The sequence below is a fragment of the Roseibium album genome, assembly GCF_965233825.1.
Taxonomy (GTDB): domain Bacteria; phylum Pseudomonadota; class Alphaproteobacteria; order Rhizobiales; family Stappiaceae; genus Roseibium; species Roseibium album.
The window spans coordinates 5,482,418-5,506,043 of record NZ_OZ247583.1; the positions used below are offsets into that span (position 1 = coordinate 5,482,418).

General features: G+C 54.7%; 23 protein-coding genes. 16 read left to right on the forward strand and 7 right to left on the reverse strand.

The genetic code is table 11. The features are described from left to right. Positions 1-173 precede the first annotated feature (173 nt). Genes ACO6TI_RS25190 through ACO6TI_RS25205 form a run of 4 tightly spaced genes read right to left on the reverse strand, consistent with a single transcriptional unit; the run spans position 174 to position 3,251 of the window. Positions 174-905, reverse strand: coding sequence for a MotE family protein (locus ACO6TI_RS25190; protein ID WP_196895644.1), 732 nt, complete (start codon positions 903-905; stop codon positions 174-176). Then, entirely contained in the window at positions 902-1,495 is a 594-nt protein-coding gene (locus ACO6TI_RS25195) for a DUF6468 domain-containing protein (protein ID WP_281929677.1), read from the reverse strand. The genes ACO6TI_RS25190 and ACO6TI_RS25195 overlap by 4 nt, the downstream gene beginning before the upstream one ends. After that, positions 1,492-2,688 (reverse strand): flagellar motor switch protein FliM, encoded by a 1,197-nt coding sequence (gene fliM / locus ACO6TI_RS25200; RefSeq protein WP_408008785.1) that lies wholly within the window; start codon positions 2,686-2,688, stop codon positions 1,492-1,494. Before fliM ends, ACO6TI_RS25195 begins: the two co-directional genes overlap by 4 nt. Positions 2,689-2,738: 50 nt before the next feature. Continuing rightward, positions 2,739-3,251 carry a flagellar basal body-associated FliL family protein gene (locus ACO6TI_RS25205; protein WP_196876968.1) on the reverse strand — a complete coding sequence of 171 codons (513 nt, stop codon included), beginning with the start codon at positions 3,249-3,251 and terminating at the stop codon, positions 2,739-2,741. 278 nt (positions 3,252-3,529) lie between these two features. On the opposite strand from ACO6TI_RS25205, the gene flgF reads away from it, so the two are divergent. From flgF to ACO6TI_RS25230, 5 genes are all read left to right on the forward strand, one after another. After that, positions 3,530-4,270, forward strand: a complete 741-nt coding sequence (gene flgF / locus ACO6TI_RS25210) for a flagellar basal-body rod protein FlgF (RefSeq protein WP_196876969.1) — start codon at positions 3,530-3,532, stop codon at positions 4,268-4,270. A gap of 23 nt (positions 4,271-4,293) precedes the next feature. After that, on the forward strand, positions 4,294-5,076 hold the full coding sequence (gene flgG / locus ACO6TI_RS25215; RefSeq protein ID WP_055116579.1) for a flagellar basal-body rod protein FlgG: 783 nt from the start codon (positions 4,294-4,296) through the stop codon (positions 5,074-5,076). Between the two features lie 15 nt (positions 5,077-5,091). Continuing rightward, positions 5,092-6,075 (forward strand): flagellar basal body P-ring formation chaperone FlgA, encoded by a 984-nt coding sequence (gene flgA / locus ACO6TI_RS25220; RefSeq protein WP_104702156.1) that lies wholly within the window; start codon positions 5,092-5,094, stop codon positions 6,073-6,075. Further along, positions 6,075-6,824, forward strand: a complete 750-nt coding sequence (gene flgH / locus ACO6TI_RS25225; protein ID WP_055116581.1) for a flagellar basal body L-ring protein FlgH — start codon at positions 6,075-6,077, stop codon at positions 6,822-6,824. The genes flgA and flgH overlap by 1 nt, the downstream gene beginning before the upstream one ends. A gap of 209 nt (positions 6,825-7,033) precedes the next feature. Then, a complete protein-coding gene (locus ACO6TI_RS25230; protein WP_422383609.1) occupies positions 7,034-7,840 on the forward strand; it encodes a lytic murein transglycosylase in 807 nt (268 codons plus the stop codon). A gap of 91 nt (positions 7,841-7,931) precedes the next feature. Here the strand turns inward: ACO6TI_RS25230 and dksA are convergent, their stop codons facing one another. Together dksA and ACO6TI_RS25240 are read right to left on the reverse strand one after the other, a co-directional pair. Next, complete coding sequence (dksA, locus tag ACO6TI_RS25235) at positions 7,932-8,348, reverse strand: RNA polymerase-binding protein DksA (RefSeq protein ID WP_029063077.1); 417 nt, start codon at positions 8,346-8,348, stop codon at positions 7,932-7,934. 162 nt (positions 8,349-8,510) lie between these two features. Then, positions 8,511-8,939: a flagellar assembly protein FliX gene (locus ACO6TI_RS25240; RefSeq protein WP_209003517.1), complete on the reverse strand. Its 429-nt coding sequence runs from the start codon at positions 8,937-8,939 to the stop codon at positions 8,511-8,513. A 324-nt stretch (positions 8,940-9,263) separates the two neighbouring features. Here ACO6TI_RS25240 and ACO6TI_RS25245 point away from each other — a divergent pair, with 324 nt between their 5' ends. The 11 genes from ACO6TI_RS25245 to ACO6TI_RS25295 all read left to right on the forward strand — a co-directional run bounded on the left by ACO6TI_RS25245 (position 9,264) and on the right by ACO6TI_RS25295 (position 21,808). Continuing rightward, a complete protein-coding gene (locus ACO6TI_RS25245) occupies positions 9,264-10,400 on the forward strand; it encodes a flagellar basal body P-ring protein FlgI (protein ID WP_422383610.1) in 1,137 nt (378 codons plus the stop codon). Then, entirely contained in the window at positions 10,400-10,711 is a 312-nt protein-coding gene (locus tag ACO6TI_RS25250; RefSeq protein WP_055116589.1) for a rod-binding protein, read from the forward strand. Before ACO6TI_RS25245 ends, ACO6TI_RS25250 begins: the two co-directional genes overlap by 1 nt. Continuing rightward, a complete protein-coding gene (locus tag ACO6TI_RS25255; RefSeq protein ID WP_082442438.1) occupies positions 10,708-11,202 on the forward strand; it encodes a flagellar protein FlgN in 495 nt (164 codons plus the stop codon). Before ACO6TI_RS25250 ends, ACO6TI_RS25255 begins: the two co-directional genes overlap by 4 nt. Positions 11,203-11,428: 226 nt before the next feature. After that, the gene (locus ACO6TI_RS25260) at positions 11,429-11,821 is read left to right on the forward strand and encodes a flagellar protein FlaG (RefSeq protein WP_055116590.1); all 393 of its coding nucleotides are present in this window, start codon (positions 11,429-11,431) and stop codon (positions 11,819-11,821) included. 602 nt (positions 11,822-12,423) lie between these two features. Then, complete coding sequence (locus tag ACO6TI_RS25265; protein ID WP_422383611.1) at positions 12,424-13,920, forward strand: flagellin; 1,497 nt, start codon at positions 12,424-12,426, stop codon at positions 13,918-13,920. 443 nt (positions 13,921-14,363) lie between these two features. After that, positions 14,364-15,860 carry a flagellin gene (locus tag ACO6TI_RS25270; protein WP_422383612.1) on the forward strand — a complete coding sequence of 499 codons (1,497 nt, stop codon included), beginning with the start codon at positions 14,364-14,366 and terminating at the stop codon, positions 15,858-15,860. A 279-nt stretch (positions 15,861-16,139) separates the two neighbouring features. Then, entirely contained in the window at positions 16,140-17,636 is a 1,497-nt protein-coding gene (locus ACO6TI_RS25275) for a flagellin (protein ID WP_350183601.1), read from the forward strand. A 290-nt stretch (positions 17,637-17,926) separates the two neighbouring features. Continuing rightward, entirely contained in the window at positions 17,927-19,420 is a 1,494-nt protein-coding gene (locus ACO6TI_RS25280) for a flagellin (protein WP_055116598.1), read from the forward strand. Between the two features lie 91 nt (positions 19,421-19,511). Beyond that, positions 19,512-20,006 carry a flagellar biosynthesis repressor FlbT gene (gene flbT, locus ACO6TI_RS25285; protein WP_055116599.1) on the forward strand — a complete coding sequence of 165 codons (495 nt, stop codon included), beginning with the start codon at positions 19,512-19,514 and terminating at the stop codon, positions 20,004-20,006. Then, on the forward strand, positions 19,888-20,268 hold the full coding sequence (gene flaF, locus ACO6TI_RS25290; protein ID WP_144436011.1) for a flagellar biosynthesis regulator FlaF: 381 nt from the start codon (positions 19,888-19,890) through the stop codon (positions 20,266-20,268). The genes flbT and flaF overlap by 119 nt, the downstream gene beginning before the upstream one ends. A 493-nt stretch (positions 20,269-20,761) precedes the next feature. After that, positions 20,762-21,808 carry a hypothetical protein gene (locus ACO6TI_RS25295; protein ID WP_422383613.1) on the forward strand — a complete coding sequence of 349 codons (1,047 nt, stop codon included), beginning with the start codon at positions 20,762-20,764 and terminating at the stop codon, positions 21,806-21,808. A 282-nt stretch (positions 21,809-22,090) separates the two neighbouring features. Here the strand turns inward: ACO6TI_RS25295 and ACO6TI_RS25300 are convergent, their stop codons facing one another. After that, positions 22,091-23,626: a flagellar protein gene (locus tag ACO6TI_RS25300; protein ID WP_104702163.1), complete on the reverse strand. Its 1,536-nt coding sequence runs from the start codon at positions 23,624-23,626 to the stop codon at positions 22,091-22,093.

Here is a 23,626-nt window from a genome sequence, read left to right on the forward strand (position 1 = left end):
GAAAAACAGAAGGCCCGGCACACCTTTGAGGCGTCCGTGAGCTTGCAGTTTTGTCGCGATGTCAGGATGGGTGCCTGCAAGTCGTTCAGTCCTCGGATAGCGCCAACACTCTATTGTTAGGTAAGTGTTCTTAACGCGCCCTTACGTGTGCCCTTCAAATCCGAAAGAAGTGCTCAGTTTGAAGGAATTTTCGGCAGCATTTGCTGGGCCGGGGCCGGAGCGCTCACCGGTTGCACCGGCTGCGGGGTCGAGCCCGTGTTGCTGGCAATTGCAACGGTCAGTCGTTCTGCTCTTTCCGGAGACATTTTTGCCAAGATATCGGCCATTTTTCTGGGTTTCATCTGGCGCACGACTTTCAGAAGAATCGGCAGACTCAGCCTGTCGAAGATACGGGCTGCGTCCTTGGGCTTCATTGTCTCGTACATGGTGACAAGCCCAGCGACCTCATCCTGCTCCTGCTTCTTCTTTTTCTCTACGGCAGTTTCGATACGCTGCTCCAGTTTCTTGAGCTCATCGACCCGTTTCTGAATCCGCTCCTCGGTCGCCTGGAGCAGCTTCTCGCGCAGATCCAGTTGACCTTCTTGCTGCTGCAGGGTCTCGCGGCGCTTACCGAGGCTTTCCAACACCGCTCTTTCAGCAGCTGAGCCGCCGATTTCAAGACTGTCGGGCAGTACCGGTGGCTCCGAGAATTCCTCTTGCGCCGCCATTTCGTTTTCAAGAGGTTGGTCGTTGACTTCGGCAGTCATCTCCTCACCTGGAGCAATACCTTCCGCAGACGTTTCCTGCGCAACCGCACCATTGATGGGCAGGTTCTCGCTTTCCGGTCCGAATGCGAGCCCGAGCAATTTCAGGGCAAGAAGGGCACTTGCCGAGATTCCCAACAAAGGCAACAGTCTCAAATTCATGCAGCAGCACCGTTCCGTCTACGGAATTGTTCAAGTCTTGCAGTCGCCTCTGCCGCCGCACTTTGTATGTCCGCCGCACGGCTCGTCCGTTTGCGCTCCGGCTCATAGACCGGAGCTTGAGGTGCCGGCGCGGCCTGAGTCGACGGAGCAGGATGCGAACCATGCCCCGCAGGCTGCTGCCCGTATGCAGCAACATCCGTCGGAGACCTGACGGCATAGGCGTCACTGCGCGGTGCCGGTTCCTGTTGTGAGGAAGCAGCCCTTGCAGCCTCTGCAATCTGCGAAATCCTGGTAAAGATTTTCTCACCTTCACCAATCTGTTCTGCAAGACCGCCGGACATGGTTTCCGCTTGCTTAAGGCGGGTACCAAGAACCTTGTCGGCCTCTGATGCCGTAGTCTTCAGACCGAGGATGGCCCGCTCTGCAATCTCCGTCGCAGTCATAAGTTCGGAGATGGTTGCCCGTAACACTTCTTCGTCGGCTCTGAGGCGTTGCAAGCGCCGATTGAGCATCCAGCAATAGCCGATCGTGACCAGCAATAGCACCGCGACCAGACCTTCAATGATCATTCCGATTGGCAAAGTGCTCATGGTTGCTCCATTTCGTTCTGCATGGCCCGCTCGAAAGCCGCCAGCGTCATTTTGGGCTTGCGCAAGTTCTTTGCGACCCGGATGGCAATGGAATCCTCGACCTTGCCGAGAGTACCTTCGGTCAGCGGGACATTTCCGCACTTGATCGTCACCGAATCCGCCGGAGCGACATCGAAAACCAGTGTCTGCCCAACGTCCAGACTGAGGACCCTGCTCAACGGCAGGTGGGTTTCATGCAACACCGCATCCACCTCGATTTCGGCTGCATGAATTTCACTGGCAAGGTGCCCTTCCCAGATCGGATCGCGGCCGAATTTCTCCCCCATGAACATCTGAAGCAGCAGATCGCGGATCGGCTCCAGTGTCGCGTAGGGCATCATGATCTCGACGGACCCGCCACGGTCCTCCATATCGATCCGCAGCTCAACGAGAATCGCGGCATTCGCCGGGCGGGAGATAGCGGCGAATCTCGGGTTGGTCTCCAGGCGTTCAAGATTGAAGTGAACCGGAGACAACGGTGCGAAAGCATGTTCCGCATCCTGCAGTATCAGCGCCACCATCTGCTGCACGAGGCCGGTTTCGATCGTGGTGTATGGACGTCCCTCGACCCGCACCGCAGAGGTCCCGCGCCCGCCGCCGAGCAACACGTCGATGATCGAATAGATAAGGCTGGACTCAACCGTGATCAGCCCGAAGCCGTCCCATTCCTCGGCCTTGAACACTCCAAGGATCGCCGGAAGCGGAATGGAATTGAGATAGTCGCCGAACCGGACGGAGCTGATGGAGTCGAGCGACACTTCCACGTTGTCAGACGTAAAGTTCCGCAACGAGGTCGTTGTCAGCCGCACCAGCCGGTCAAAGACAATCTCGAGCATCGGCAATCGCTCGTAAGAGACCATCGCCGAATTGATAAGTGCCCGGATACCGCTCTGGTCGCCGGCAATCGTATCCTCGATATTGAAGCCCAGGAGATTGTCGATTTCCTCCTGATTGAGAACACGATCCGCACCACGGGTCGCGTTTTCAAGGTCTGGCTCGCTGTCGTCGATCATCGCCGCCCATTGGGCAGCCATGTCGTCGGAACTGCCGGCACCCTGCTCTTCAAGCGCAGCACCCCAGGCGGCGGCTAGATCGTCATCATCATCACCACCGGCGCCCTGCTCCGCAAGAGCGGCTCCCCAGGCATCAGCCATGTCTTCTTCGGACAGATCGTCGTCTTCGTCGCTATCAGCCATTCATCGTGTCACTGCACAAGGATTTCCTTGAACAGAACCCCTTCCACTTTCGCCGGATACACCGACAAATTGATCCGTCTGAGCAATTCTTCCTTCAAACGGAACAGACCGGCAGACCCCTCCAGGTCCGCAGGGCGCAATTCGCGCAGATAAATTTGAAACGCATCCAGAATGCGCGGCAGAAACGGTTGAATCTGATCGATCATCGCGCGATTTTCGACTTCCAGCGCGATCCTGACCTTGAGATAGGTCGTCCGTCCTTCCGTCGCCAAATTCACCGTCATTTCCGGCAGATCGAAGAAGACCACCGGCTTTTGAACCTCGACAGGCGAACCTGCATCGTCAGGCATCGTCGTCGGCGTTGCGGACCCCATCAGAAAATAGTAGGCCGCGCCCCCCGCGGCCAGCAGAACCACCAGGCCGATACCGCCAAACAGAAACAGCTTTTTCTTGCTGCCACCCGCAGTGCCTTCACTCTCGCCCTCGACGTCTTCATCAGCAGCAGCGCTTTCGTCAGCCATTCCGAACTCCGCATTATCCGGCGCTCGCGCGCGATAATTATTACTAAAGAGTTAATGGTTAACGAATGGTTACCAAGCCGTTAACGCGAGTCACCAGGCAAAAATTGCCAAGTGGTTAACTTCTGCCGGAATCTCTTGCCGCACGCACCCTGCTGTTTCGTCTTTTACCCAGATTTTCCAAGGATTTAAAAACTGGCACGGCACGTGCATTAACCTTAACGAGCCCGCAAGTCTGGGGAGACCGAACGGCTCATCGGGGAGCAAAAGGAACCGTTCACATGGAGAACGCACAGCTAATTGGCCTTTCCAGGCAGACCGCCCTGCGGAATCAGCTGAATGTCATCGCCAACAACATGGCGAACATCAACACATCGGGTTTCAAATCGCAAAACCTGCTGTTTGAGGAATATATGATGCCGGTGGCCGAGGCGACCGAATTCGAGACGCCGGATGAAACACTGTCCTATGTTCTCGATTATTCCTCGCACACCGATTTTGCCAATGGCAGTTTCAAGCTTACCGGCAACGAACTCGACATCGCTCTTGAGGGCGAAGGGTTTTTTGTGGTGCAAATGCCGGACGGCGGTGAAGCCTTTACACGCAACGGCGCTTTTCACCTGGACGCGGACGGACAGCTTGTAACCTCCGAGGGCCGACCGGTCATGACATCCGCCGGTCCCCTAACCTTCACCAACGAAGACGGCATCATCGAAATCGCCGAGGATGGCACCATTGCCACCGAACTTGGCGTTCGCGGTCAGATCCGGGTCGCTTCGTTTGAAAATGTGCAGGATTTGGAAAAGCTCTCCGAAACCATTTTTGCAGGCGAAAATCCAGGCGTTCCGGCGGCGACCAAGGTCGTGCAGGGAGCGCTGGAACAATCGAACGTGGATGGCGTCTTTGAAGTCACGCGCCTGATCGAAGTCACCCGATCATACGAAGCGGTATCGAAGATGCTGAAAGACATCGATGAGCTGAGCCGGCAGGCCATCTCGACGCTCGGAAGAGTTCAAGCCTGACGGGCTCCAGAGGATTTAAGATCATGAAAGCACTGCAGATCGCCGCCACCGGCATGAAGGCCCAGGAACGGAACGTCGAAGTCATCTCGAACAACGTTGCCAACATGAGGACAACGGGTTTCAAGAAACAACGGGCGGATTTCCAGGATCTTCTCTATCAGAACCTTCGCAGGATGGGCACCGAGACCTCCGATGCAGGAACCATAGTTCCAACCGGCGTTCAGATCGGTTCCGGTGTAAAGATCGCGTCGACCGCGCGTATCATGTCCCAGGGTTCTCTTGAACAGACAGGCAAGGAACTGGATGTCGCCATCCGCGGCGAAGGCTTTTTCCAGATCGAACTTCCGGATGGAAACACCGGTTATACGAGGGACGGCTCATTCGAACGCGATGCCGACGGGCAACTGGTCACTGTTGACGGTTACACCGTCAATCCGGGCATAACGATTCCGGACGGCACCCAGGACATCACAATTTCAAACACTGGCGAAGTTCAGGGCATCAATCAGACCGGCGGCACCGTTACGCTCGGACAGATCCAGCTTGCCCGTTTCGTGAACAAATCAGGCCTGGAAGCCATCGGCGACAACCTGTTTCTGGAAACCAATGCCAGCGGCACGCCGCAAACAGGCAATCCGAACGACAGCGGCTTCGGCAATGTTCAGCAGTACTTCCTTGAAATGGCAAACGTGGACGCGGTGACCGAAATCGCCGACCTGATCTCCGCGCAACGTGCCTACGAGATGAATTCAAGGATCATCAAGGCGGCAGACGAGATGTACTCAACCACCGCTAACCTCCGTTAACGCAGGAAAGCCGAGATGATGAAACATCTGATCAAAGCTACGCTTGGCCTTCTGTTCATGGGGTTCACCGGGCTGTCTGCAATCGCAGAAGTCCAACCGGTCCTGCGTTCCCAGGTCATGACACTTTCCGAGATCGTGACTGTAGGCGATTTCTACTCCGATGCCGGTGCCCATGCCGCAAAACCGCTCTTTCGCTCGCCGGACATGGGCACGTCGGGCAATGTCCCGGCCAACCTGGTCGCTGAAAGGGCGCGGGCCGCTGGTCTGACCACTGCCGGTACTGACGGTCTGAGAACCGTTGTCGTACACAGGGGCGCGACTGAACTGGGCAGAGACCAGTTGGCAAGCCTTGTGCGCAAAACGTTGGCCGAACGGAACGCAGGCATCGACCCGAACAATCTGGATGTGAAGCTCATTCAGGCACCCAACCGCGTTCTCGCCGACCCGAAAGTTGCAGAACCGATCCGGTTCGACCGCGTTGACTGGGTGCAGGCAAGCGGGCGCTTTATTGTTCAGGCCAGCGTTGCCGTCGAACATGGCACCGAACCGCTGACACTTACAGGCATTGCCCACGAAATGGTCGAAGTCGTCACGCTCGCACAGCCGCTTCGCCGGGGTGACATCCTGAAGGAAGAAGACCTGACGGTGATGCGTCTTGCCCGCTCAAAGACGCCTGCGGGTGCCGTCATCGACCCATCGGAAGTTACCGGCATGGCTGCCCGTAACAGCATTCGCGCCAACATGCCGCTCTCCCGCAGGAATTTCCAGCGTCCGGTCCTGGTAACACGGGGAGACAAGGTCACGGTGACCTTCAACATGCCTGGCTTGAAACTGACTTCAAGGGCAAGAGCACTGGAAGAAGGTGCCAAGGGTGATGTCATAGACGTCATGAATCTCCAGTCACGACGTATCATTCCAGCAACCGTCATGTCACGTGGGCAGGTACGTGTCCACACCGCCAATCCTGTCGTTGCAAGCCTGAACAGCGAGACGAACTAATGTTGACCTCCCTTCCCCGCCATCTTTTGGCAAGTATTGCGCTGGCGTCGCTTGCTGCAGGCTGTGGTACCGCAGACCAGCTTGCGCAAGTCGGTCAGCAACCTGCCCTGAATGCAATCCAGGATCCGACAACGACACCCGGATACCGGCCGGTCCAGATGCCGATGCCGGAGCCACAGCAGGTTCACTACAATCCGAATTCACTTTGGCAGTCCGGAAGCCGGGCCTTCTTCAAGGACCAGCGGGCCAGCCAGGTCGGTGATATTCTGACTGTCGTAGTCACGATTGACGATGAAGCAGAGATTGAAAACGAAACCGAGCGCAACAGAACCGAGACAAACGGCGCAGGAGTTGGTGGCGCACTGGGAACGGCGATCGATACGATCTTCCTGCCGGCAGACATGGCGGCCAGCAATCTTGGCAATGTCAACAGCAACTCAAGTTTCCAGGGAGCTGGCAGTGTCGACCGGGAAGAAACCCTCCAGACCTCCATTGCCGCAGTTGTCACCCAGGTTCTGCCGAACGGAAATCTTGTCATCGAGGGCAGGCAGGAAGTTCGCGTGAACTTCGAAGTCCGCGAACTGATTGTCGCCGGTATCGTGCGGCCTGAAGACATCACCGCAAACAACCGGATTGCCAGCGAACAAATAGCTGAGGCCCGCATCGGATATGGCGGTCGCGGCCAGATCACTACGGTTCAGCAGCCGCGTGTGGGCAACCAGGTTCTGGATATCCTGCTGCCGTTCTGATGATCCCGGCACTGGAAACGATCCCCCGGCCAGCCTCGGTCAAAGTGTTCTAGAAACTGGGACTGTGGCGGCTGACGACGGGCACGGTATCTCGCTCCCCGAGTGCCGTGCCCGTTCTCGTTTCGGAGGATTTTGGACTTTCCGAGATGACGTGGCGTCATTTTGATTTAGAATGCCGAAGGAAGACAGCTCGATTCACAGGGGGCTTCATGCAAATTGTCTTTGTTTCTATTGTCAGCTTTTTCCTGATTTTAACCGCACCCGTTTTCGCGGCCACTTGCGGGAATGGCCCCGCGGGGTTTGAAGTCTGGAAACAGGACTTCATCGCGAATTCGTCACGCTATCGGTTGAAGCAACGTATCGTGCGGGAAGCTCTGAAAAATGCGAAATACAGCTCGAAGGTCGTCCGCCTCGATCGCAACCAGAAATCGTTCAAGCTGAGTTTCAAGCAGTTTTATGCAAAGCGGGTCAACAATGCGATGATCCGAAGGGGAAAGAAACTCGGCGAGACATATCGCAGGCTGTTTTCAAGAATCGAAAAGAAATACGGCGTCCCGGCCCCGGTTATCCTGGCAATCTGGGGGCTGGAAACCAACTACGGCGGCTACTCCGGCAAAATGCCGGTCCTGCAGTCGCTGGCAACGCTCGCATATGACTGCCGCCGGTCGAAGTTCTTCACCAACGAACTCGTCAATGCTCTGGTCATCGTTCAGCGCCGCGATATGTCGCCAGGAGAAATGCGCGGGGCCTGGGCTGGAGAAATCGGCCAGACCCAGTTTCTTGCCTCCTCCTATGTCAAATACGCGGTCGACTATGATCGTGACGGCCGCCGCGACCTGATCCGCTCCATTCCCGACGTTCTGGCGTCCACCGCGAACTATCTGAAGAAGAAAGGATGGCGGCGCGGTCAACCCTGGGGTCCGGGCACGGCAAACTATCGCGTCATCAAGGAATGGAACAAGGCCAGTGTCTATCAGCAGACAATTGCCGTAATGGCCGACAAGATCGCCAACTGACTGGATCTGACAAAGAAAAAACCTCCCCTGGAGGGGAGGTTCAAAAGTTGCTCGGACTTGCCGTATTCAGCAAGCCAGCCGTTTCTGGAAATCAGTCGTCGCGATACACTTTCTCGCGACGTTCATGCGCTTCCTGGGCCTCGATCGACAATGTGGCGATCGGTCTGGCCTCGAGGCGCCTCAAGGAGATCGGTTCACCGGTCTCCTCGCAATAGCCATAGCTCCCGTCAGCAATACGTTCCAAAGCATCATCGATCTTTGAAATCAACTTGCGTTGACGATCCCGGGCGCGCAGTTCAATTGAGCGATCTGTCTCAGAAGACGCACGGTCGGCAAAATCTGGGTGGTTCTGGCTTTCTTCCTGAAGGTTCGTAAGCGTTTCCTTGCTTTCTTTCAGGATCTCGTCTTTCCATGCAAGCAGTTTATCTCGAAAATACTCTCGCTGCCTGTCGTTCATGAACGGCTCGTTGTCCGAGGGTCGATATTCAGACTCAATTTCTACCGTCATCGATAGCTCCGGATTACCGTTAGGCCGGGCGCAATATATAGCCGGTTCTGTTCCCCGACAACGGTTCATTTCCGAAAAATAGCATTAAAGAAATGTCATATCTTTCAATCCGTTGAGCGCCAATTGAACAGTTTTAGCGCTATTTTGACCCGATTGTGACCATCACCGGTCGGTAAAACGTCCAAGCTTTGCGAGCTCAACTTTCACTCGCAATTCGATCTCTTCAAGAACCGAATCGATCTGGTCATCCCCGCTGGTCTGCCGGTTTGTGACCTGGCTTGCCAGCACCTCCAGACGTTCTTCCGACACGAAGCCTGCCAACAGATCCGCACGCACCGCTTCAAGCGTATCAAGCAGCGAATGGCCGCGGCGCGCAGCCCGGGATCGACGCTCTGCCCGCTCATCAACCTCCTGCAAGGCAAGCAGCGCGTCCATGCCCTGAATTGCAGTGCCACCGGCCGTCTGCGACGACTGAGTCACCTCGCTTCCAAGATCGGGCGTAAACTGCTCACCGCCGGTGGTGGCCTGTTTCCGTGCCCCCTTGCCCTGAACGCCCGTGACGGGTTTGTTACCTGTGATGCGCATGATCATTTGCCGTTCCGGCTGACGATTGGTTCGACCGAAATCTTTCCGGATCTGTCCTGTTACGTGTCAGATTCTGCCGGGAAGAGTAATTGAATCCTTGCAAGGGAGGCAATATTTGCCTGCCTGGAAAAGGATTTCATTAACTAAATTCGACATTCTTGTCCGGTCCGGAGGGAAACAATGCGCCACGAGCCGCAGAAAACAGCCACTTCCTCAAAAAAGGCGATCACGGCGCAAATGTGGCACGGCTCTCGCATAACGCATTCCAAACTCAGGTGACCCGGCGATCTGGCCGGAAACGAAACCGGACCGGAAACAGTGATGCGGAACATGGGTGGCAAAATTTCTCAGTGGTTTGGACGGCTCACTTTCATTGCCGTCCTCGCGCTCATCGGAGCGAGCATTGCGGTTTCCAGTGCCGAAGCGGCATCCCGGATCAAGGACATTGCAGATTTTGAAGGGATCCGGGAAAACCAGCTCATCGGTTACGGACTTGTTGTTGGCCTCAACGGTACCGGCGACTCGCTCGGCAACACGCCCTTTACGCAGCAAAGCCTGCAGGCAATGCTTGAACGTCTTGGTGTCAACACCCGGAACATCGCACTGAATACGGACACGGTTGCCGCGGTGATGGTGACCGCAAACCTGCCTCCCTTTGCCACTCAGGGAACACGGATCGACGTCAATGTCAGCGCACTTGGCGATGCAGACTCGCTTCAGGGCGGTACGCTGCTTGTCACGCCACTGGTTGGTGCCGACGGCGAGGTCTACGCCATTGCCCAGGGGTCTGTGGCAATCGGCGGGTTTTCGGCACAGGCGGACGCTGCCTCTGTTGTCCGCGGTGTTCCGACCGCCGGTCGCATAGCCAATGGTGGTCTCGTCGAACGGGAGCTGGATTTCCAGCTTGCGTCCCTGACCACGCTGCGTCTTGCACTGCGCAACCCCGATCTTACGACCGCACGCCGCGTCGCGCTGTCCATCAATGAACTGATCGGAATGCCGACGGCCGAGCCTCTTGATCCGGCAACCGTACGTTTGGACCTGCCGCAACAGTATAACGGCAACATCGTCGATCTTCTGACGGATATCGAACAGCTAATCGTCGAACCGGATCTTGCCGCCCGCATCGTGATTGACGAGAATTCCGGCATCATCGTAATGGGCCAGGACGTAAAGGTGTCGATGGTGGCCGTGGCTCAGGGAAATCTGACGGTTACGATCGCCGAAACGCCACAGGTATCCCAACCCCTGCCCTTTGCCGACAACGGCCAGACTGTCGTCGTGCCGCGTTCCGAGGTGTCGGTCAACGAGGACGGAACGAAGCTCGCAATCGTACCGGAAACGATCACGCTCAAACAGCTGGTGGATGGACTGAATGCGCTTGGCATCGGGCCGCGCGACATGATCTCGATCCTGCAGGCAATCAAGGCGGCAGGTGCCTTGCAGGCCGAAATCGAGGTGCTGTGATGATCCAGTCGATCGCCCCTGCCACCAGTCAACCTGACCCGCTCGACGCAGTCCGTGGTGTGGATACCACGAGCAAGAGTGCCGTTCGTGACGCGGCCGAAGGCTTTGAAGCCGTGTTCCTCAACACCATGCTTCAGAACATGTTTACCGGACTGAACGAAGGTGGAACCTGGGGCGGCGGTACCGGCTCCGACGCCTGGCAGAAACTTTTGATAGACGAATATGCACGTACAATATCCAAAGCAGGTGGCATCGGCCTGGCCGACAGCGTCGAGCGCGAGCTGCTTGCATTGCAGGAGGGGGGCAGATGACTGCACAACCAAACGCGAATTCGTTTCCATTTTCTCTGGATCGACCGGCAAGCAAGCAGGATGCAGACGGTTTCTGCTCTGCCCTGTCGGGCACCATGGAAGCGCTCTTGTCCGTCATTGAAATGGAAACAGATCTTGTGCGGGCCGGAAAACTCAAGGAAGCCGGTGAACTTCAACCGGACAAGGCTCGGCTGATCCACGAATATACGCGCGGCATGATGACAGCCAAGGAACATGCGGTTGCCCTCGGCAACCTGTCCCCGTCCGCAACACAGTCGCTTCGCCGCCAGCACAGTGAATTCCAGCCTGTCCTCAGGATCAACCTGGCCGTTCTATCGACTGCGCGGGACGTCGCGAACAGCATCGTTTCAACGGTCGCGAAAGCGGCAGGTGCCAAGAACGCGACAACACCGACAACCTACGGCCGGGATGGCGGTGCCCCTTCAGGCCCACAGTCGGCGCGCGGGATCGCGGTGAACCAGGCCTTGTAGGCTTCCGCCGATTTCAGCAGATCACCAAGCTTGAAAGGCTCTCCACTCGAGAGCCTTTTTTCGTTGTGTCATTGAAAGCCTGTGTGGCCTGCCATGGGAAAACGAATCAATTCGACGCACCGACTGCACCCGGCAAATTCTAACCATTTCGTTAACAGAAGATTCATTTCCTTGAATTAAAGTCGAGAGCGTACGGGTGTTTGTATCGAGTACACCGGAGAGAAAGATGTTGGATACGGGAATTGCCCGGCCGCCATCGCCGACATATACGGCGATTACGCCGGTTACGCGGGCTCCGGAAAAGAATGTGCCTGCAGCGAAAACGGATTTGCCTGCCAAGGAAACTGTGAACCCATCAAGCGAAACGCAGGATGGACGCAGGTCGGCAGACAATGAGCAGTCTCAACGGGCCGCACAACGGACCACGCCGCAGGTTGAGCGCCGCAATGTGGTCGATCCTGACAGCGAAAGCCTGGTCTTCGTCGCCACAAACACCGATACCGGTCAGGTACTGCGCCAGATCCCAAGCGAGACATTGTTGCGGTTGCGTGCCTACGCTGAAACGGTCGAGAACCAGCAAACAGAAGAATCTTCTCAACCGGTTCAACTCGTCGTTTGATCGCGCACGCAGATTTCACCACTCGGACACTGCCTTTTTCACAGACCCGACACTAGTTTCGGCATTTTCCTGAGGCGGCTGCAAGGCGTCTTTGCCTGAGTGGAGTGTCCTGTTTGTATGCGTCGCGTCAGACGATCACGGCAACTTTCTCCTGAACCGACATGCGCTCGCCAGTCTGGCAAAGGTCTTGCGACGTTATTCTACACGCCACTTGCCACCAGTCCGTCATACCGTGCCGGCTTTTCTTGAGAATGTGATCGATGCCCTCTTCCCGCCCGCAGCTTGGCACGCAATGTCGGACAGAAAGTGGAGCACTGTAACCGGCGTCACCATGCCGGGTGAAACGTTGTCCAACTCACGAATGGCAGCGCCGAGTGCTTCCACCCAGGGCATTGCGGCTCAATGGCAATGACGAATTCCGCTTGTTTCCGTAACAAAGACCTCAGCACAGCAAATATATCGTGCTTTCAACCATTTACGTTCCATTAGGGTTAAATTGCGCTAACCAAGTTTCTTTAGGTTTTGTTACCTCGGTCGGCCGCTTGATGTCTCGTGGACCCAGGAAGGGTTCCTACATCATGTTCCTAGAAAGGATCTAGACTATGGCTGACATCACGCTGTCCAGCGCGGTTCGTGCGAACCTGAATTCACTCCAGTCAACTGCGGAACTTCTGTCCGATGTCCAGAACAAACTGGCCACCGGCAAGAAGGTCAATTCTGCTCTGGACAATCCAAGCAACTTCTTCACCGCTTCCGGCCTCACGTCCCGGGCAAACGACCTCGGCACACTGCTCGACGACATGGGCCAATCGGTCCAGACCCTGAAGGCAGCCGACGAGGGAATTGCCTCGATCACGACACTGGCTGAATCGGCGAAGGCGATTGCAAACCAGGCTCTGCAGACGCAAAGCCAGTACGAGCGCAAGCAGTTTGCCGCCCAGTACAACGAACTGCTCACGCAGATCGAGGACATTGCCAAGGATTCTTCCTACAAGGGCAAGAACCTGCTTGCAGGTACCGGCAACGACCTCACCACGATCTTCAACGAAGATTCCACGTCCAAACTGAACATCTCGGCTGTCGATTATACCGACAGTACCTTGTCCACGGGCCTCAACCTGTCGGACCTGGCGGAAGGCGAAGGATCTTCCACATCGCTGCAGCTTCAGGGCGGCAAGACGACCATCAACCTGACGGATGGCACGTCCACCCTGAAAACAAACTCCACCCTGTCGGATTCCAACGCGATCTCCACGACGACAACCCTGTCCTTTGTCAATGACACGGCAACAGCACCTGCTGCTCTTTCCGGCGCAAGTGACATCACGGCAGGCGCGACCGTCCAGGATCTGGTTGACGGCCTCAATGCCATAGCCGGTGTTCGTGCCGAGTTCGACAACAACACGGGTGATCTGACTGTTTACAGCGATGAGGACTTCCACATCACGGACGGATCCGTCACCGCAACACTTGGTTCGTTCAACTTCGACGCAAGCGCGTTGACGGCAACGACCCAGTTGCTGTCGGAAACAGGTTCGTTCTCGGTTGGTGACACGCTGACCCTGACCGACGGCAATGGTTACGAACTCGGATCGCTCGAGATCGAAGCCGACACTTCGGTTGGCGATCTGGAATCCTTTGCTGACGATTTCCAGGGCGTCTCCGCCGACTTCGACACCACATCCGGCAAGTTGTCCATCACGTCGGAAACCGATCTGTCACTGACCAGCGACAATGTTGACTTTGCGAGCGCAAACTTTGTTGCGGACACGGACGGCATCACCCTGTCGGCGATCTCCGACAGTGGCTTTGCCACCGACAGCGACATCAACCGTGTGGTCGACAAGCTGAACACGGCCCTGAGTTCTCTCAGAACCCAGGCGTCCTCGTTCGGTACCAACCTGTCGATCGTCGAAAACCGTCAGGACTTCACCAAGTCCCTGATCGACACGCTTGAGGAAGGTGCAGGCAAACTGACCCTTGCAGACACCAACGAGGAAGGTGCAAACCTTCTGGCGCTGCAGACCCGTCAGAGCCTCGCCTCCACGTCCCTGTCCTTTGCGGCTCAGGCAGACCAGAACGTTCTGCGGCTCTTCTAGGACCCAAAGAACTTTCAGCAAATTCAGAGAAGGCGGGCCCCGGCCCGCCTTTTTTGCGTCCGGACGAAGCCGGATCAGACTCTCGCAAGATAGACGTCATACTTGTCGCACGGCGAACAAAACAAATTCATCGACCAGAGAAGGAATAATAAGTATCGGAATATTCAAAATAACAGGAAGTATATTTCCTGAGATAACAAATCAAGATCCCAGAAATTTTCATGAGTCGAAACAGTATTTGAATTTTTCTCGATTTTATAAATAAAGAATGCGAACAACCTTCATTCGAGTAGAGAATTTCCTCAAGAAAGTAATTTACATCGCGTTAGGGTTAAATAACGCTAACCTTTTTTATTTATCCAATATTTCCTCCCCTAGATGTTTTCTAGCAACGCGTTCCCAGGATGGGTTCTGTATCTCGTGTTCCTAGAAAGGATCAAATAATGGCTGACATCACACTGTCCAGCGCGGTTCGCAAGAACCTGAATTCACTCCAGTCAACTGCGGAACTTCTGTCAGATGTCCAGAACAAACTGGCCACCGGCAAGAAGGTCAATTCTGCTCTGGACAATCCAAGCAACTTCTTCACCGCTTCCGGCCTCACGTCCCGGGCAAACGACCTCAGCACACTGCTCGACGACATGGGCCAGTCGGTCCAGACCCTGAAGGCAGCCGACGAGGGAATTGCCTCGATCACGACACTGGCTGAATCGGCGAAGGCGATTGCAAACCAGGCTCTGCAGACGCAAAGCCAGTACGAGCGCAAGCAGTTTGCCGCCCAGTACAACGAACTGCTCACGCAGATCGAGGACATTTCCAAGGATTCGTCCTACAAGGGCAAGAACCTGCTTGCAGGTACCGGCAACGACCTCACCACGATCTTCAACGAAGATTCCACGTCCAAACTGAACATCTCGGCTGTCGATTATACCGACACAGCCCTGTCCACGGGCCTCAACCTGTCGGACCTGGCGGAAGGCGAAGGATCTTCCACATCGCTGCAGCTTCAGGGCGGCAAGACGACCATCAACCTGACGGATGGCACGTCCACCCTGAAAACAAACTCTACCCTGTCGGATTCCAACGCGATCTCCACGACGACAACCCTGTCCTTTGTCAATGACACGGCAACAGCACCTGCTGCTCTTTCCGGCGCAAGTGACATCACGGCAGGCGCGACCGTCCAGGATCTGGTTGACGGCCTCAATGCCATAGCCGGTGTTCGTGCCGAGTTCGACAACAACACGGGTGATCTGACTGTTTACAGTGATGAGGACTTCCACATCACGGACGGATCCGTCACCGCAACACTTGGTTCGTTCAACTTCGACGCAAGCGCGTTGACGGCAACGACCCAGTTGCTGTCGGAAACAGGTTCGTTCTCGGTTGGTGACACGCTGACCCTGACCGACGGCAATGGTTACGAACTCGGATCACTCGAGATCGAAGCCGACACCACGGTTGCTGACCTGGAATCCTTTGCTGACGATTTCCAGGGCGTCTCCGCCGACTTCGACACATCCTCAGGCAAGCTGTCCATCACGTCGGAGACCGACCTGTCACTGACCAGTGACAACACTGACTTTGCCAGCGCGAACTTCGTTGCGGACACGGACGGCATCACCCTGTCGGCAGTTTCCGACAGTGGCTTTGCCACCGACAGCGACATCAACCGTGTGGTCGACAAGCTGAACACGGCCCTGAGCTCGCTCAGAACCCAGGCGTCCTCGTTCGGTACCAACCTGTCGATCGTCGAAAACCGTCAGGACTTCACCAAGTCCCTGATCGGCACGCTTGAGGAAGGTGCGGGCAAACTGACCCTTGCAGACACCAACGAGGAAGGTGCAAACCTTCTGGCGCTGCAGACCCGTCAGAGCCTCGCCTCCACGTCCCTGTCCTTTGCGGCTCAGGCAGACCAGAACGTTCTGCGGCTCTTCTAGGACCCAAAGAACTTTCAGCAAATTCAGAGAAGGCGGGCCCCGGCCCGCCTTTTTTGATTCCTGCAATGGGCTGAATCTCTCAGCATCCCCTTTCCTTTTGCATTCAGCTTGTTCTCCCGGATTTCCGCCAATTTTCTCCACGCTCTCAAGGCGTTAATACCTCGTTAACCCTATAATGCCATCCAATTAACCAATGATTAGGGTTAACGGGAGATGATCCTAATCAACCTGCTCAGGAAGAGCAGAAGTACAAGTTGACCCAGGAAAGGGATATTTAAGATGAAGGACATCACCCTGTCAGCTGCCGTGCGGCAGAACCTTCTCACACTCCAATCCACCGCAGACCTGATGTCCGGCGTCCAGAACAAACTGGCGACGGGTTTGAAAGTTAACTCCGCGCTGGACAATCCGAATTCTTTCTTCACGGCATCAGGCCTGAGTTCCCGCGCCAGCGATCTGAGCAATCTGCTCGACGACATGGGCCAGTCGCTGCAGACGATCAAGGCAGCCGACAAAGGTATCCAGACGATCAACGACCTGGTTGAAACCGCAAAGGCGAAAGCCAACCAGGCCCTGCAGACGCAGAGCCAGTTCGAGCGCAAAACATTCGCAGCGCAGTACAACGACCTTCTGGAACAGATTGAAGACGTTGCGAAAGACAGCTCCTACAAGGGGAAAAATCTCCTGGGTGGCATCGGCAACGATCTGACGACGATCTTCAATGAAGATGCGACTTCGAAACTGACCATTGAATCCGTCGATTACTCCGACACGGCACTGTCCACCGGACTGAACTTGTCCGACCTCGCTGAGGGACAAGGCAATACAACGACCCTCCAGCTTCAGGGCGGCAAGACGACCATCAACCTGACGGATGGTACGTCCACCTTGAAATCCAGCTCCACCCTGTCGGATTCCAACGCGATCTCCACGACGACAACCCTGTCCTTTGTCAATGACACGGCAACAGCACCTGCTGCTCTTTCCGGCGCAAGTGACATCACGGCAGGCGCGACCGTCCAGGATCTGGTTGACGGCCTCAATGCCATAGCCGGTGTTCGTGCCGAGTTCGACAACAACACGGGTGATCTGACTGTTTACAGTGATGAGGACTTCCACATCACGGACGGATCCGTCACCGCAACACTTGGTTCGTTTGCCTTCGGAGCGACCGCGTTTTCAACAACGACCCAGCTTCTAAGCGAATCCGGTTCGTTCGCGGTCGGTGACACATTGACACTCACGGACGGGAACGATTTCGAACTTGGTTCTTTTGAAATCGATGATGACACGACGGTCGCGGACCTCGAGAATTTCATCAGCGACTTCAATGGCGTATCGTCTGACTTTGACGCTGGCTCAGGCTTGCTGACGATCGAATCCGAGACCGATCTCACACTGACAAGTGACAATACCGACTTTACCAGCTCCAACTTCGTCACCGACACCGACGGCATCACGCTGGATGCGCTCTCAGACTCTGGTTTTGCTACCGACAGCGATATCAACAGGGTCGTTGACCGCCTCAATACGGCGCTCTCCAACCTTCGCTCCCAAGCGTCAGAATTCGGTACCAACCTGTCTATTGTTGAAATTCGCCAAGATTACACGAAGACGATGATCAATACTCTTCAGGAAGGCGCGGGTCTCTTGACCTTGGCCGATACCAACGAGGAAGGCGCAAACCTGCTGGCTCTTCAGACACGGCAGCAGCTTGCTTCGACATCTCTTTCCTTCGCCTCCCAGGCGGACCAGACGGTGCTATCCCTCTTCTAGGACTGAAAGAATCAGTCGGACACACGACTCACAAAATGAAGATCAGAAACGGCGGGCCATCGGCTCGCCGTTTTGGTTTCCGGTCTCGATTGAAGTCAAAGCTCGAATTTTTTCATCATATTTTTCAAATAGATAAAAGAAAGCTTTTGGTAACTTTTATTTACATCGCGTTAATTCGTGCATCACCGATTAACTTTCCATTTAGATTTACGTCAAAGGAGCGCGCTCATCTTGATGCTCTTGAGTAGCGCTTTCGGCGGACACTGAAGTAGGAAAAGCGGTGAAGTCTGATGTCTGATATTGTTCTATCCAGCGCGGTCCGGGACAATCTCCTGTCGCTCAAGCAAACTGCAAATCTTCAGTCTGTGACACAGACACGGCTTGCCACAGGCATGAAGGTCAACACGGCGCTAGACAACCCGAACTCGTTTTTCACGGCGCAATCGCTAAACGACCGGGCAAGCGACCTGGCCAATTTGCTCGACAATATGGGTCAGGCAGTACAGACCATCAAGGCGGCCGACAAGGGCATAACGTCGATCACCAAGCTGGTCGAATCAGCCAAGGCGATCGCAAACCAGGCGCTTCAGACATCAAGTGAGTTTGAAAGAAAACAGTTTGCCAGCCAATATAATGACATCCTCGAACAGATCGAGGATATGGCAAGAGACTCGAGCTATAAGGGCAAGAACCTTCTTGCCGGCGCCGGCAATGAGCTGGAAGTAATCTTCAACGAGGACAGCACGTCCAACCTCACGGTCAATCCGGTCGACTTTACCGACACAACACTTGATGACGGTCTGAACCTCGACAATCTCGACACCGGCGGTACCGGCACGGCGTCCTTCAATCTCTTCGGCGGAACAGGCACACTTGCGCTGACCGGTTTGCAGGCATCCTCCAACCTGACGGATCTGGCTGCATGGTCAACCGGTGACCAGGTCACCATCACGGACAGTTCCGGAACCACAACCCTGACGGTCGGCACCGACATAACCACGGTTCAGGACTATGTCGATGCGCTGAACGACTTGAGCGGCGTTCACACCAGCTTTAACGAGTCGACGGACTCGATATCAATAACATCAGGCAATACAAATCCGATCTATGTTTCAAAGGACAACGCAGGTGGCGGAACCGCGACGAGCGGTGGTGCAACGGGCGGAACGACAACGACGCTGACCGTCTCGTCCCTGAGTTCAACAGCGACTTTGATCTCTTCGGGTGGCTTCCAGGCGGGTGATACGATCACGATTACGGACGGAAATGGATTTGAACCAGCGTCTATCGAGATCGATTCTGAAACGACAGTCAGCGATCTGGTCTCTTTCATCGATAATGTGAAAGGCCTGGATGCGACTTTCTCCGGCGGCAGTATCAGTCTGCTCGGCGAAGTCTCGTTCGACATCACGAGCAGCAACGCGGACTTTAACCGAACGACACTTGGAAGCACTTCCGGTACCGTAGGACTTTCGGCGGCGGCATCCGAATTCAAATCAGACACTGACATTGACCGGACGCTGCAAGCCATCAATGCAGCGCTCGACGAACTGAGGACGGCTGCCAGATCGATGGGTACATCACTGTCAACCGTCGAAATACGAACAGATTTCACACAGAACATGATCAACACGCTAGAAGTTGGAGCCGGCGAGCTCACCATTGCCGACATGAACGAAGAAGGTGCAAACATGCTTGCCCTTCAGACCCGGCAACAGCTGTCTTCCACCGCCCTGTCGCTTGCCAACCAGGCAGATCAGAGCGTTTTGAGCCTGTTCGGTTAACAGCTGGAATGAAAAGCTTTAAGGTATCGGCAAAGGGCGTTAACCAGTTCGTTAACGTTTGATAGCGATACTCAAGCGTGGAGGTCACGGAATGGCGCTCAAGGTCGAGCTAAAACCGGGCGAAAGGATTATCATTGGTGACAGTGTCATCACAAATGATAATCAGCGAACCCGCCTGTTTATCGAAGGCCAGGCACCTATTCTTCGAGAAAAAGACATTCTCACGCCTACCACTGCGGATACACCGGCAAAACGGGTCTATTTGGCCGTTCAACTGATGTATCTGTCGACGGATATGGAAAAAATTCAGGAGAATTACTTCACTCTCGTCAACGATATTGTGAAGGCAGCACCAAGTACGATCCCATATGTTACCAGGATCAGTAACGCGATAATAACCGGTGCCTTCTATAAAGCATTGAAAGAAGCACGAAAGCTCATCGAGTATGAAGGGACGCTGATCAGTCATGTACAAGCAGGCAGCGCAAGCTTACCAGAAAACGAGCCAGGTGGCGGTGTCACCGAGAGAACTGGAAGCGAATCTGCTGATGAAAGCCGCAGCACGGCTGCAGCTGATCAAGGATGAATGGGGCGAGGCCACACTTGCGGAAAAAGACGATGCATTGGTCTATAACCGCAAACTCTGGAGTATTCTTGTAACCTCTGCGACCAGCGAAGAAAGTCAATTGCCGCAGGACATCAAGAACAATATCGCCTCACTGGCTGTTTTTGTCTTCAAGCAAACGATAACGGTGATGACGAGCGACGATGCCGAGAAGCTCAACACGCTTATCAGCATCAACCGGGCGATAGCCGAGGGGCTGCGCGCGCGGGTGGAAACCGAGTAGTCGGCGACAAAATCCAGAGCAGTGAAGCCGGTGCGCGCAGCGACCGGCTTTTTTCGTTGATGGCGGTGCGTCCCATCTTTTCTCATAGATCGACGATGTTGTTCCCCGTCCGAGCGATGTAACGCTTGTAAGTTTACCCAATTGGGTAACGCGCCGGGTCCATTTGGTGGCTACGGTGTCGATATCGCCTGCAAAATGCATTTGGCGTGATCCAACTGATTATTTGATTGTGTTCTGAACTGGCTTCACCGACCACATCTACTTGGATGAAGCAAATTGAATTTCAAGTTTTATCGATAATATGAGTAGTTCCAACGAAAATCGAATAAAAATAGGTGTATTAAGGATAAAATATTCCCACAAGAATCTAAAAATGACACAAAATATACAATAATCAGGCTGCCTATTGGATATAAATCATAAAATACGCGTTAAATCGACAGTTTAGTCTTGAGTTAGATCTAATTAATGCAATCCGTGAGCAGGAGTTCCAATGACAAAAATAGACTCCAATCAGTGCTACAAGTGTGTTTCCATCTGGTCCAAGAAGGCTCTTCCCACGCCCTGCAAGAAAGCTTATCGAGCTGCGTTGAAGACTGGCCGTCCGCAGGCCTATATGTATAAACCGGATGACATTGGCCAAAACTGTCCATTCACGCGACCCTGGAATGAGGTCTGGCCCAGGATCAAACCGGGTATGGGGTATGACACGGACGATTGGACGCGTGGCCGCCTCTCCGTGATCACTAATCTGATTATGAGACCGTCAGGTCTTTACAAGATCGATCCGAGCGACCGGGGCAAAAACAGAACCGGAAGCCGCGCCGGATATGTGTGGGATGAATCAACCGGTCGACACGGCTTTGAGGAAAGCAATGGCACTATTCGGCCTGTTGTGTTTTTCAATCCAGACAACCGATCCACGGTTGCGATGATGAAAAACGACCTTGTCGGCAAGATCCTGGCTGATGAGCGATCGACTTGGTGCGGTTTTGTCACGCGATTTGCGAGCGGGATCGGTATCCCGAAGGCATCAAAGGGCTCGGAGTATACAATCGGCGCCCTGTACAACTGGCAGAAGCTTCTGGAGGGTATCACGGACGCACACTCTTTTCAGGCCCAGTTGACCCGAACAGGAACATGGGGAGCGGATGCAACATCCGGCTTCAATTTTGCCGTGGTCACGGGAATGCCCGATATTAGCAAACTGAAAGGTCTCGAGTTTTCCGGAAGCGATATAAATCTCGCTTTTATTGTGAGCGCCAAGGCGCTGAAAGAAATGTCCAAGGGACCGATCTATTTTAAATTGGCACAGAAATTTGCCAAGGGTGCCGAAAGACTTGAGGCCGCCGAAAAGAATATGATGATCGAGCTCGTTCAACGTATCGCCGGTCATGGACAGCGCGTTGGAGGAGGCCTCTCTGCCGCAGCTGCCGGCCACAGTATTCAGTTGTCATACATCGATATCGGCCTCGTGACCGGAGCAGCTGCGAGTTACACGAATTGGACAGGAAAGGTAATCTCGGTCGACCACGGCTGATTCAAGAACAGTCTGATTTCACTTGTGGGTCGTCGACTTGAGCCTCCCTTCTGAACCGGCCACAGCTAAATTCAGGAGACGAGGCGATAACTTCAGCGACAACACGGCTGGCGCCTGTCAGAAGTTCCAGTCCTGTAACACTGGCACATCCGGGATGGAAACAACTCCAAAAAATTTGCAGAACCGCACGGCGTTTTCAACGAAAAAACACCCCCGACCGGCACTTCAAAAGCGCATCGTCAAGATATGAAGTACCCTTGGAAAAGCAGCATATTACCCCGATCAGAGATAATCGGACAGGCTGAGATTGAAGACGATCGAGGACGCACGGTAGGACACTTCAATATTGTTTTGGAGCTGCAGAATTTCCGTCGCGACCAGGTTCTTGTCGATGCCCTCGATTTCCGCAATCGTCCCTTCATAGGTACTTTTCATCTGCACGTGCCGTTCGCCGGTCAGGGAGACCGTCCGTTGCGTGATCGCGATGTCCGTCGCGATATCGACGATACCGGACTGATCGACCCCAACCGGTTGCAGGAGGCCGCGCATGTTGGCGGAAAGTTCGTTGTAGTATTCCTCGTCCGTCGATGTTCCGCCGGAAAAGTCGGCTGCAACGAATGTTGCCAGAGATTTCACAAGCTCCTTGAGTGCCGTTTCATTCGCCCTGACGCCGTAGCTCGCGGTCAGGTTTGAATCGATAACAGCATTCTTGTCGGTGCGCGCGTCGGTCGTGGTCGTATTCCGGCCGGTGTACCATTCAACTGTCGTGGAGGCGCCGGAAACCTGCGTGGTCGCGGTGGTGTAAGGAGGACCGCTGACCCGCAATGGTTCTTCGCCGGAAAACGTCGTGAAAAATTCGTCGGCAGCCCACTCGTCCGAAACTGCGCGGAGCTTTGTCTGGGCGGCATTTTCGATTTCCGCCGTAAGCGAGTTCAGCAGGTTTTGCGCTGTTTCTTCAAGATCCGCGCCAATGGCAAATGTTCCCTCCGCCTCATCGCTGGAGGCCGCCGTCAGTTCGATGGACACTGTTTCCGTGTGGGACGGCGGCAGCGTCAAATCAACCTTGATGGTTTCACCAAGATTTGGCTGACCGGTAAATTGCACGTCGAAACTGTCGGGATCGGTGCTTGTGGGTCCGGTCAGGGCGGCATTGCTCAGTGTCGACGTCACGCTTGAAATGTCGAAACCGAAATCGTGTGCTCCGTCTTCCGAGATCGTGAAGGTTGAATCGGTCGGCACTGCGCCTGCGTAATTGGTCGTCAAAGCCGATATCGCCAGTCTGCCGTTGTTCGATGCCCCCAGATTGGCCTGTGAGTATTCGCTGAGATATGTCTTCAAACCTGCCTGGCTGCCACTGCCATTCATGATGACGTCCAATGCGGCAACGGGATCCGAAATCGAGTCTGTTCCACCGAAAATATAGTACCCGGCAATTTCGGTATTCAGAATGTTGAGAGATTCCGTCAGAAGAAGTTCTGCCCTGGACTGGGTTTGGGTCTGGCCATCGCTCTGCAAAACAAAATCGTTGGTATCCATCGCGGATTTCGAATCTTGCCGGATGGACTCCAGCCGTTCCAGAGACAACGACAGGGTTTGAAGATGCAGATTGGAAATCGTAATCGTCTCCTGGTAACTCTCGATAAAGCTGACTTTTTGGGTCAGCTGAATATCGAGCAGTCGACTGTCACCAATCTCGCCGTAGGTACTGCCAACCTTGCCTGTTGCGAGCTGTGTCGTCTTCTCGGACAGGAGGTTGTTCAGCTGCCCCAGTTGCTGAGTGAGGTAGGAACGGGACGTTGTGATTGAAGAAAAAGTCAT

Excerpts from the sequence above, each read along its gene's own strand:
- ACO6TI_RS25190 (WP_196895644.1), bottom strand. The coding sequence starts at position 905 with ATGAATTTGAGACTGTTGCCTTTGTTGGGAATCTCGGCAAGTGCCCTT.
- ACO6TI_RS25195 (WP_281929677.1), bottom strand. The coding sequence starts at position 1,495 with ATGAGCACTTTGCCAATCGGAATGATCATTGAAGGTCTGGTCGCGGTG.
- fliM (WP_408008785.1), bottom strand. The coding sequence starts at position 2,688 with ATGGCTGATGCCTGGGGAGCCGCTCTTGCGGAGCAGGGCGCCGGTGGT.
- ACO6TI_RS25205 (WP_196876968.1), bottom strand. The coding sequence starts at position 3,251 with ATGGCTGACGAAAGCGCTGCTGCTGATGAAGACGTCGAGGGCGAGAGT.
- flgF (WP_196876969.1), top strand. The coding sequence starts at position 3,530 with ATGGAGAACGCACAGCTAATTGGCCTTTCCAGGCAGACCGCCCTGCGG.
- flgG (WP_055116579.1), top strand. The coding sequence starts at position 4,294 with ATGAAAGCACTGCAGATCGCCGCCACCGGCATGAAGGCCCAGGAACGG.
- flgA (WP_104702156.1), top strand. The coding sequence starts at position 5,092 with ATGATGAAACATCTGATCAAAGCTACGCTTGGCCTTCTGTTCATGGGG.
- flgH (WP_055116581.1), top strand. The coding sequence starts at position 6,075 with ATGTTGACCTCCCTTCCCCGCCATCTTTTGGCAAGTATTGCGCTGGCG.
- ACO6TI_RS25230 (WP_422383609.1), top strand. The coding sequence starts at position 7,034 with ATGCAAATTGTCTTTGTTTCTATTGTCAGCTTTTTCCTGATTTTAACC.
- dksA (WP_029063077.1), bottom strand. The coding sequence starts at position 8,348 with ATGACGGTAGAAATTGAGTCTGAATATCGACCCTCGGACAACGAGCCG.
- ACO6TI_RS25240 (WP_209003517.1), bottom strand. The coding sequence starts at position 8,939 with ATGATCATGCGCATCACAGGTAACAAACCCGTCACGGGCGTTCAGGGC.
- ACO6TI_RS25245 (WP_422383610.1), top strand. The coding sequence starts at position 9,264 with ATGGGTGGCAAAATTTCTCAGTGGTTTGGACGGCTCACTTTCATTGCC.
- ACO6TI_RS25250 (WP_055116589.1), top strand. The coding sequence starts at position 10,400 with ATGATCCAGTCGATCGCCCCTGCCACCAGTCAACCTGACCCGCTCGAC.
- ACO6TI_RS25255 (WP_082442438.1), top strand. The coding sequence starts at position 10,708 with ATGACTGCACAACCAAACGCGAATTCGTTTCCATTTTCTCTGGATCGA.
- ACO6TI_RS25260 (WP_055116590.1), top strand. The coding sequence starts at position 11,429 with ATGTTGGATACGGGAATTGCCCGGCCGCCATCGCCGACATATACGGCG.
- ACO6TI_RS25265 (WP_422383611.1), top strand. The coding sequence starts at position 12,424 with ATGGCTGACATCACGCTGTCCAGCGCGGTTCGTGCGAACCTGAATTCA.
- ACO6TI_RS25270 (WP_422383612.1), top strand. The coding sequence starts at position 14,364 with ATGGCTGACATCACACTGTCCAGCGCGGTTCGCAAGAACCTGAATTCA.
- ACO6TI_RS25275 (WP_350183601.1), top strand. The coding sequence starts at position 16,140 with ATGAAGGACATCACCCTGTCAGCTGCCGTGCGGCAGAACCTTCTCACA.
- ACO6TI_RS25280 (WP_055116598.1), top strand. The coding sequence starts at position 17,927 with ATGTCTGATATTGTTCTATCCAGCGCGGTCCGGGACAATCTCCTGTCG.
- flbT (WP_055116599.1), top strand. The coding sequence starts at position 19,512 with ATGGCGCTCAAGGTCGAGCTAAAACCGGGCGAAAGGATTATCATTGGT.
- flaF (WP_144436011.1), top strand. The coding sequence starts at position 19,888 with ATGTACAAGCAGGCAGCGCAAGCTTACCAGAAAACGAGCCAGGTGGCG.
- ACO6TI_RS25295 (WP_422383613.1), top strand. The coding sequence starts at position 20,762 with ATGACAAAAATAGACTCCAATCAGTGCTACAAGTGTGTTTCCATCTGG.
- ACO6TI_RS25300 (WP_104702163.1), bottom strand. The coding sequence starts at position 23,626 with ATGACTTTTTCTTCAATCACAACGTCCCGTTCCTACCTCACTCAGCAA.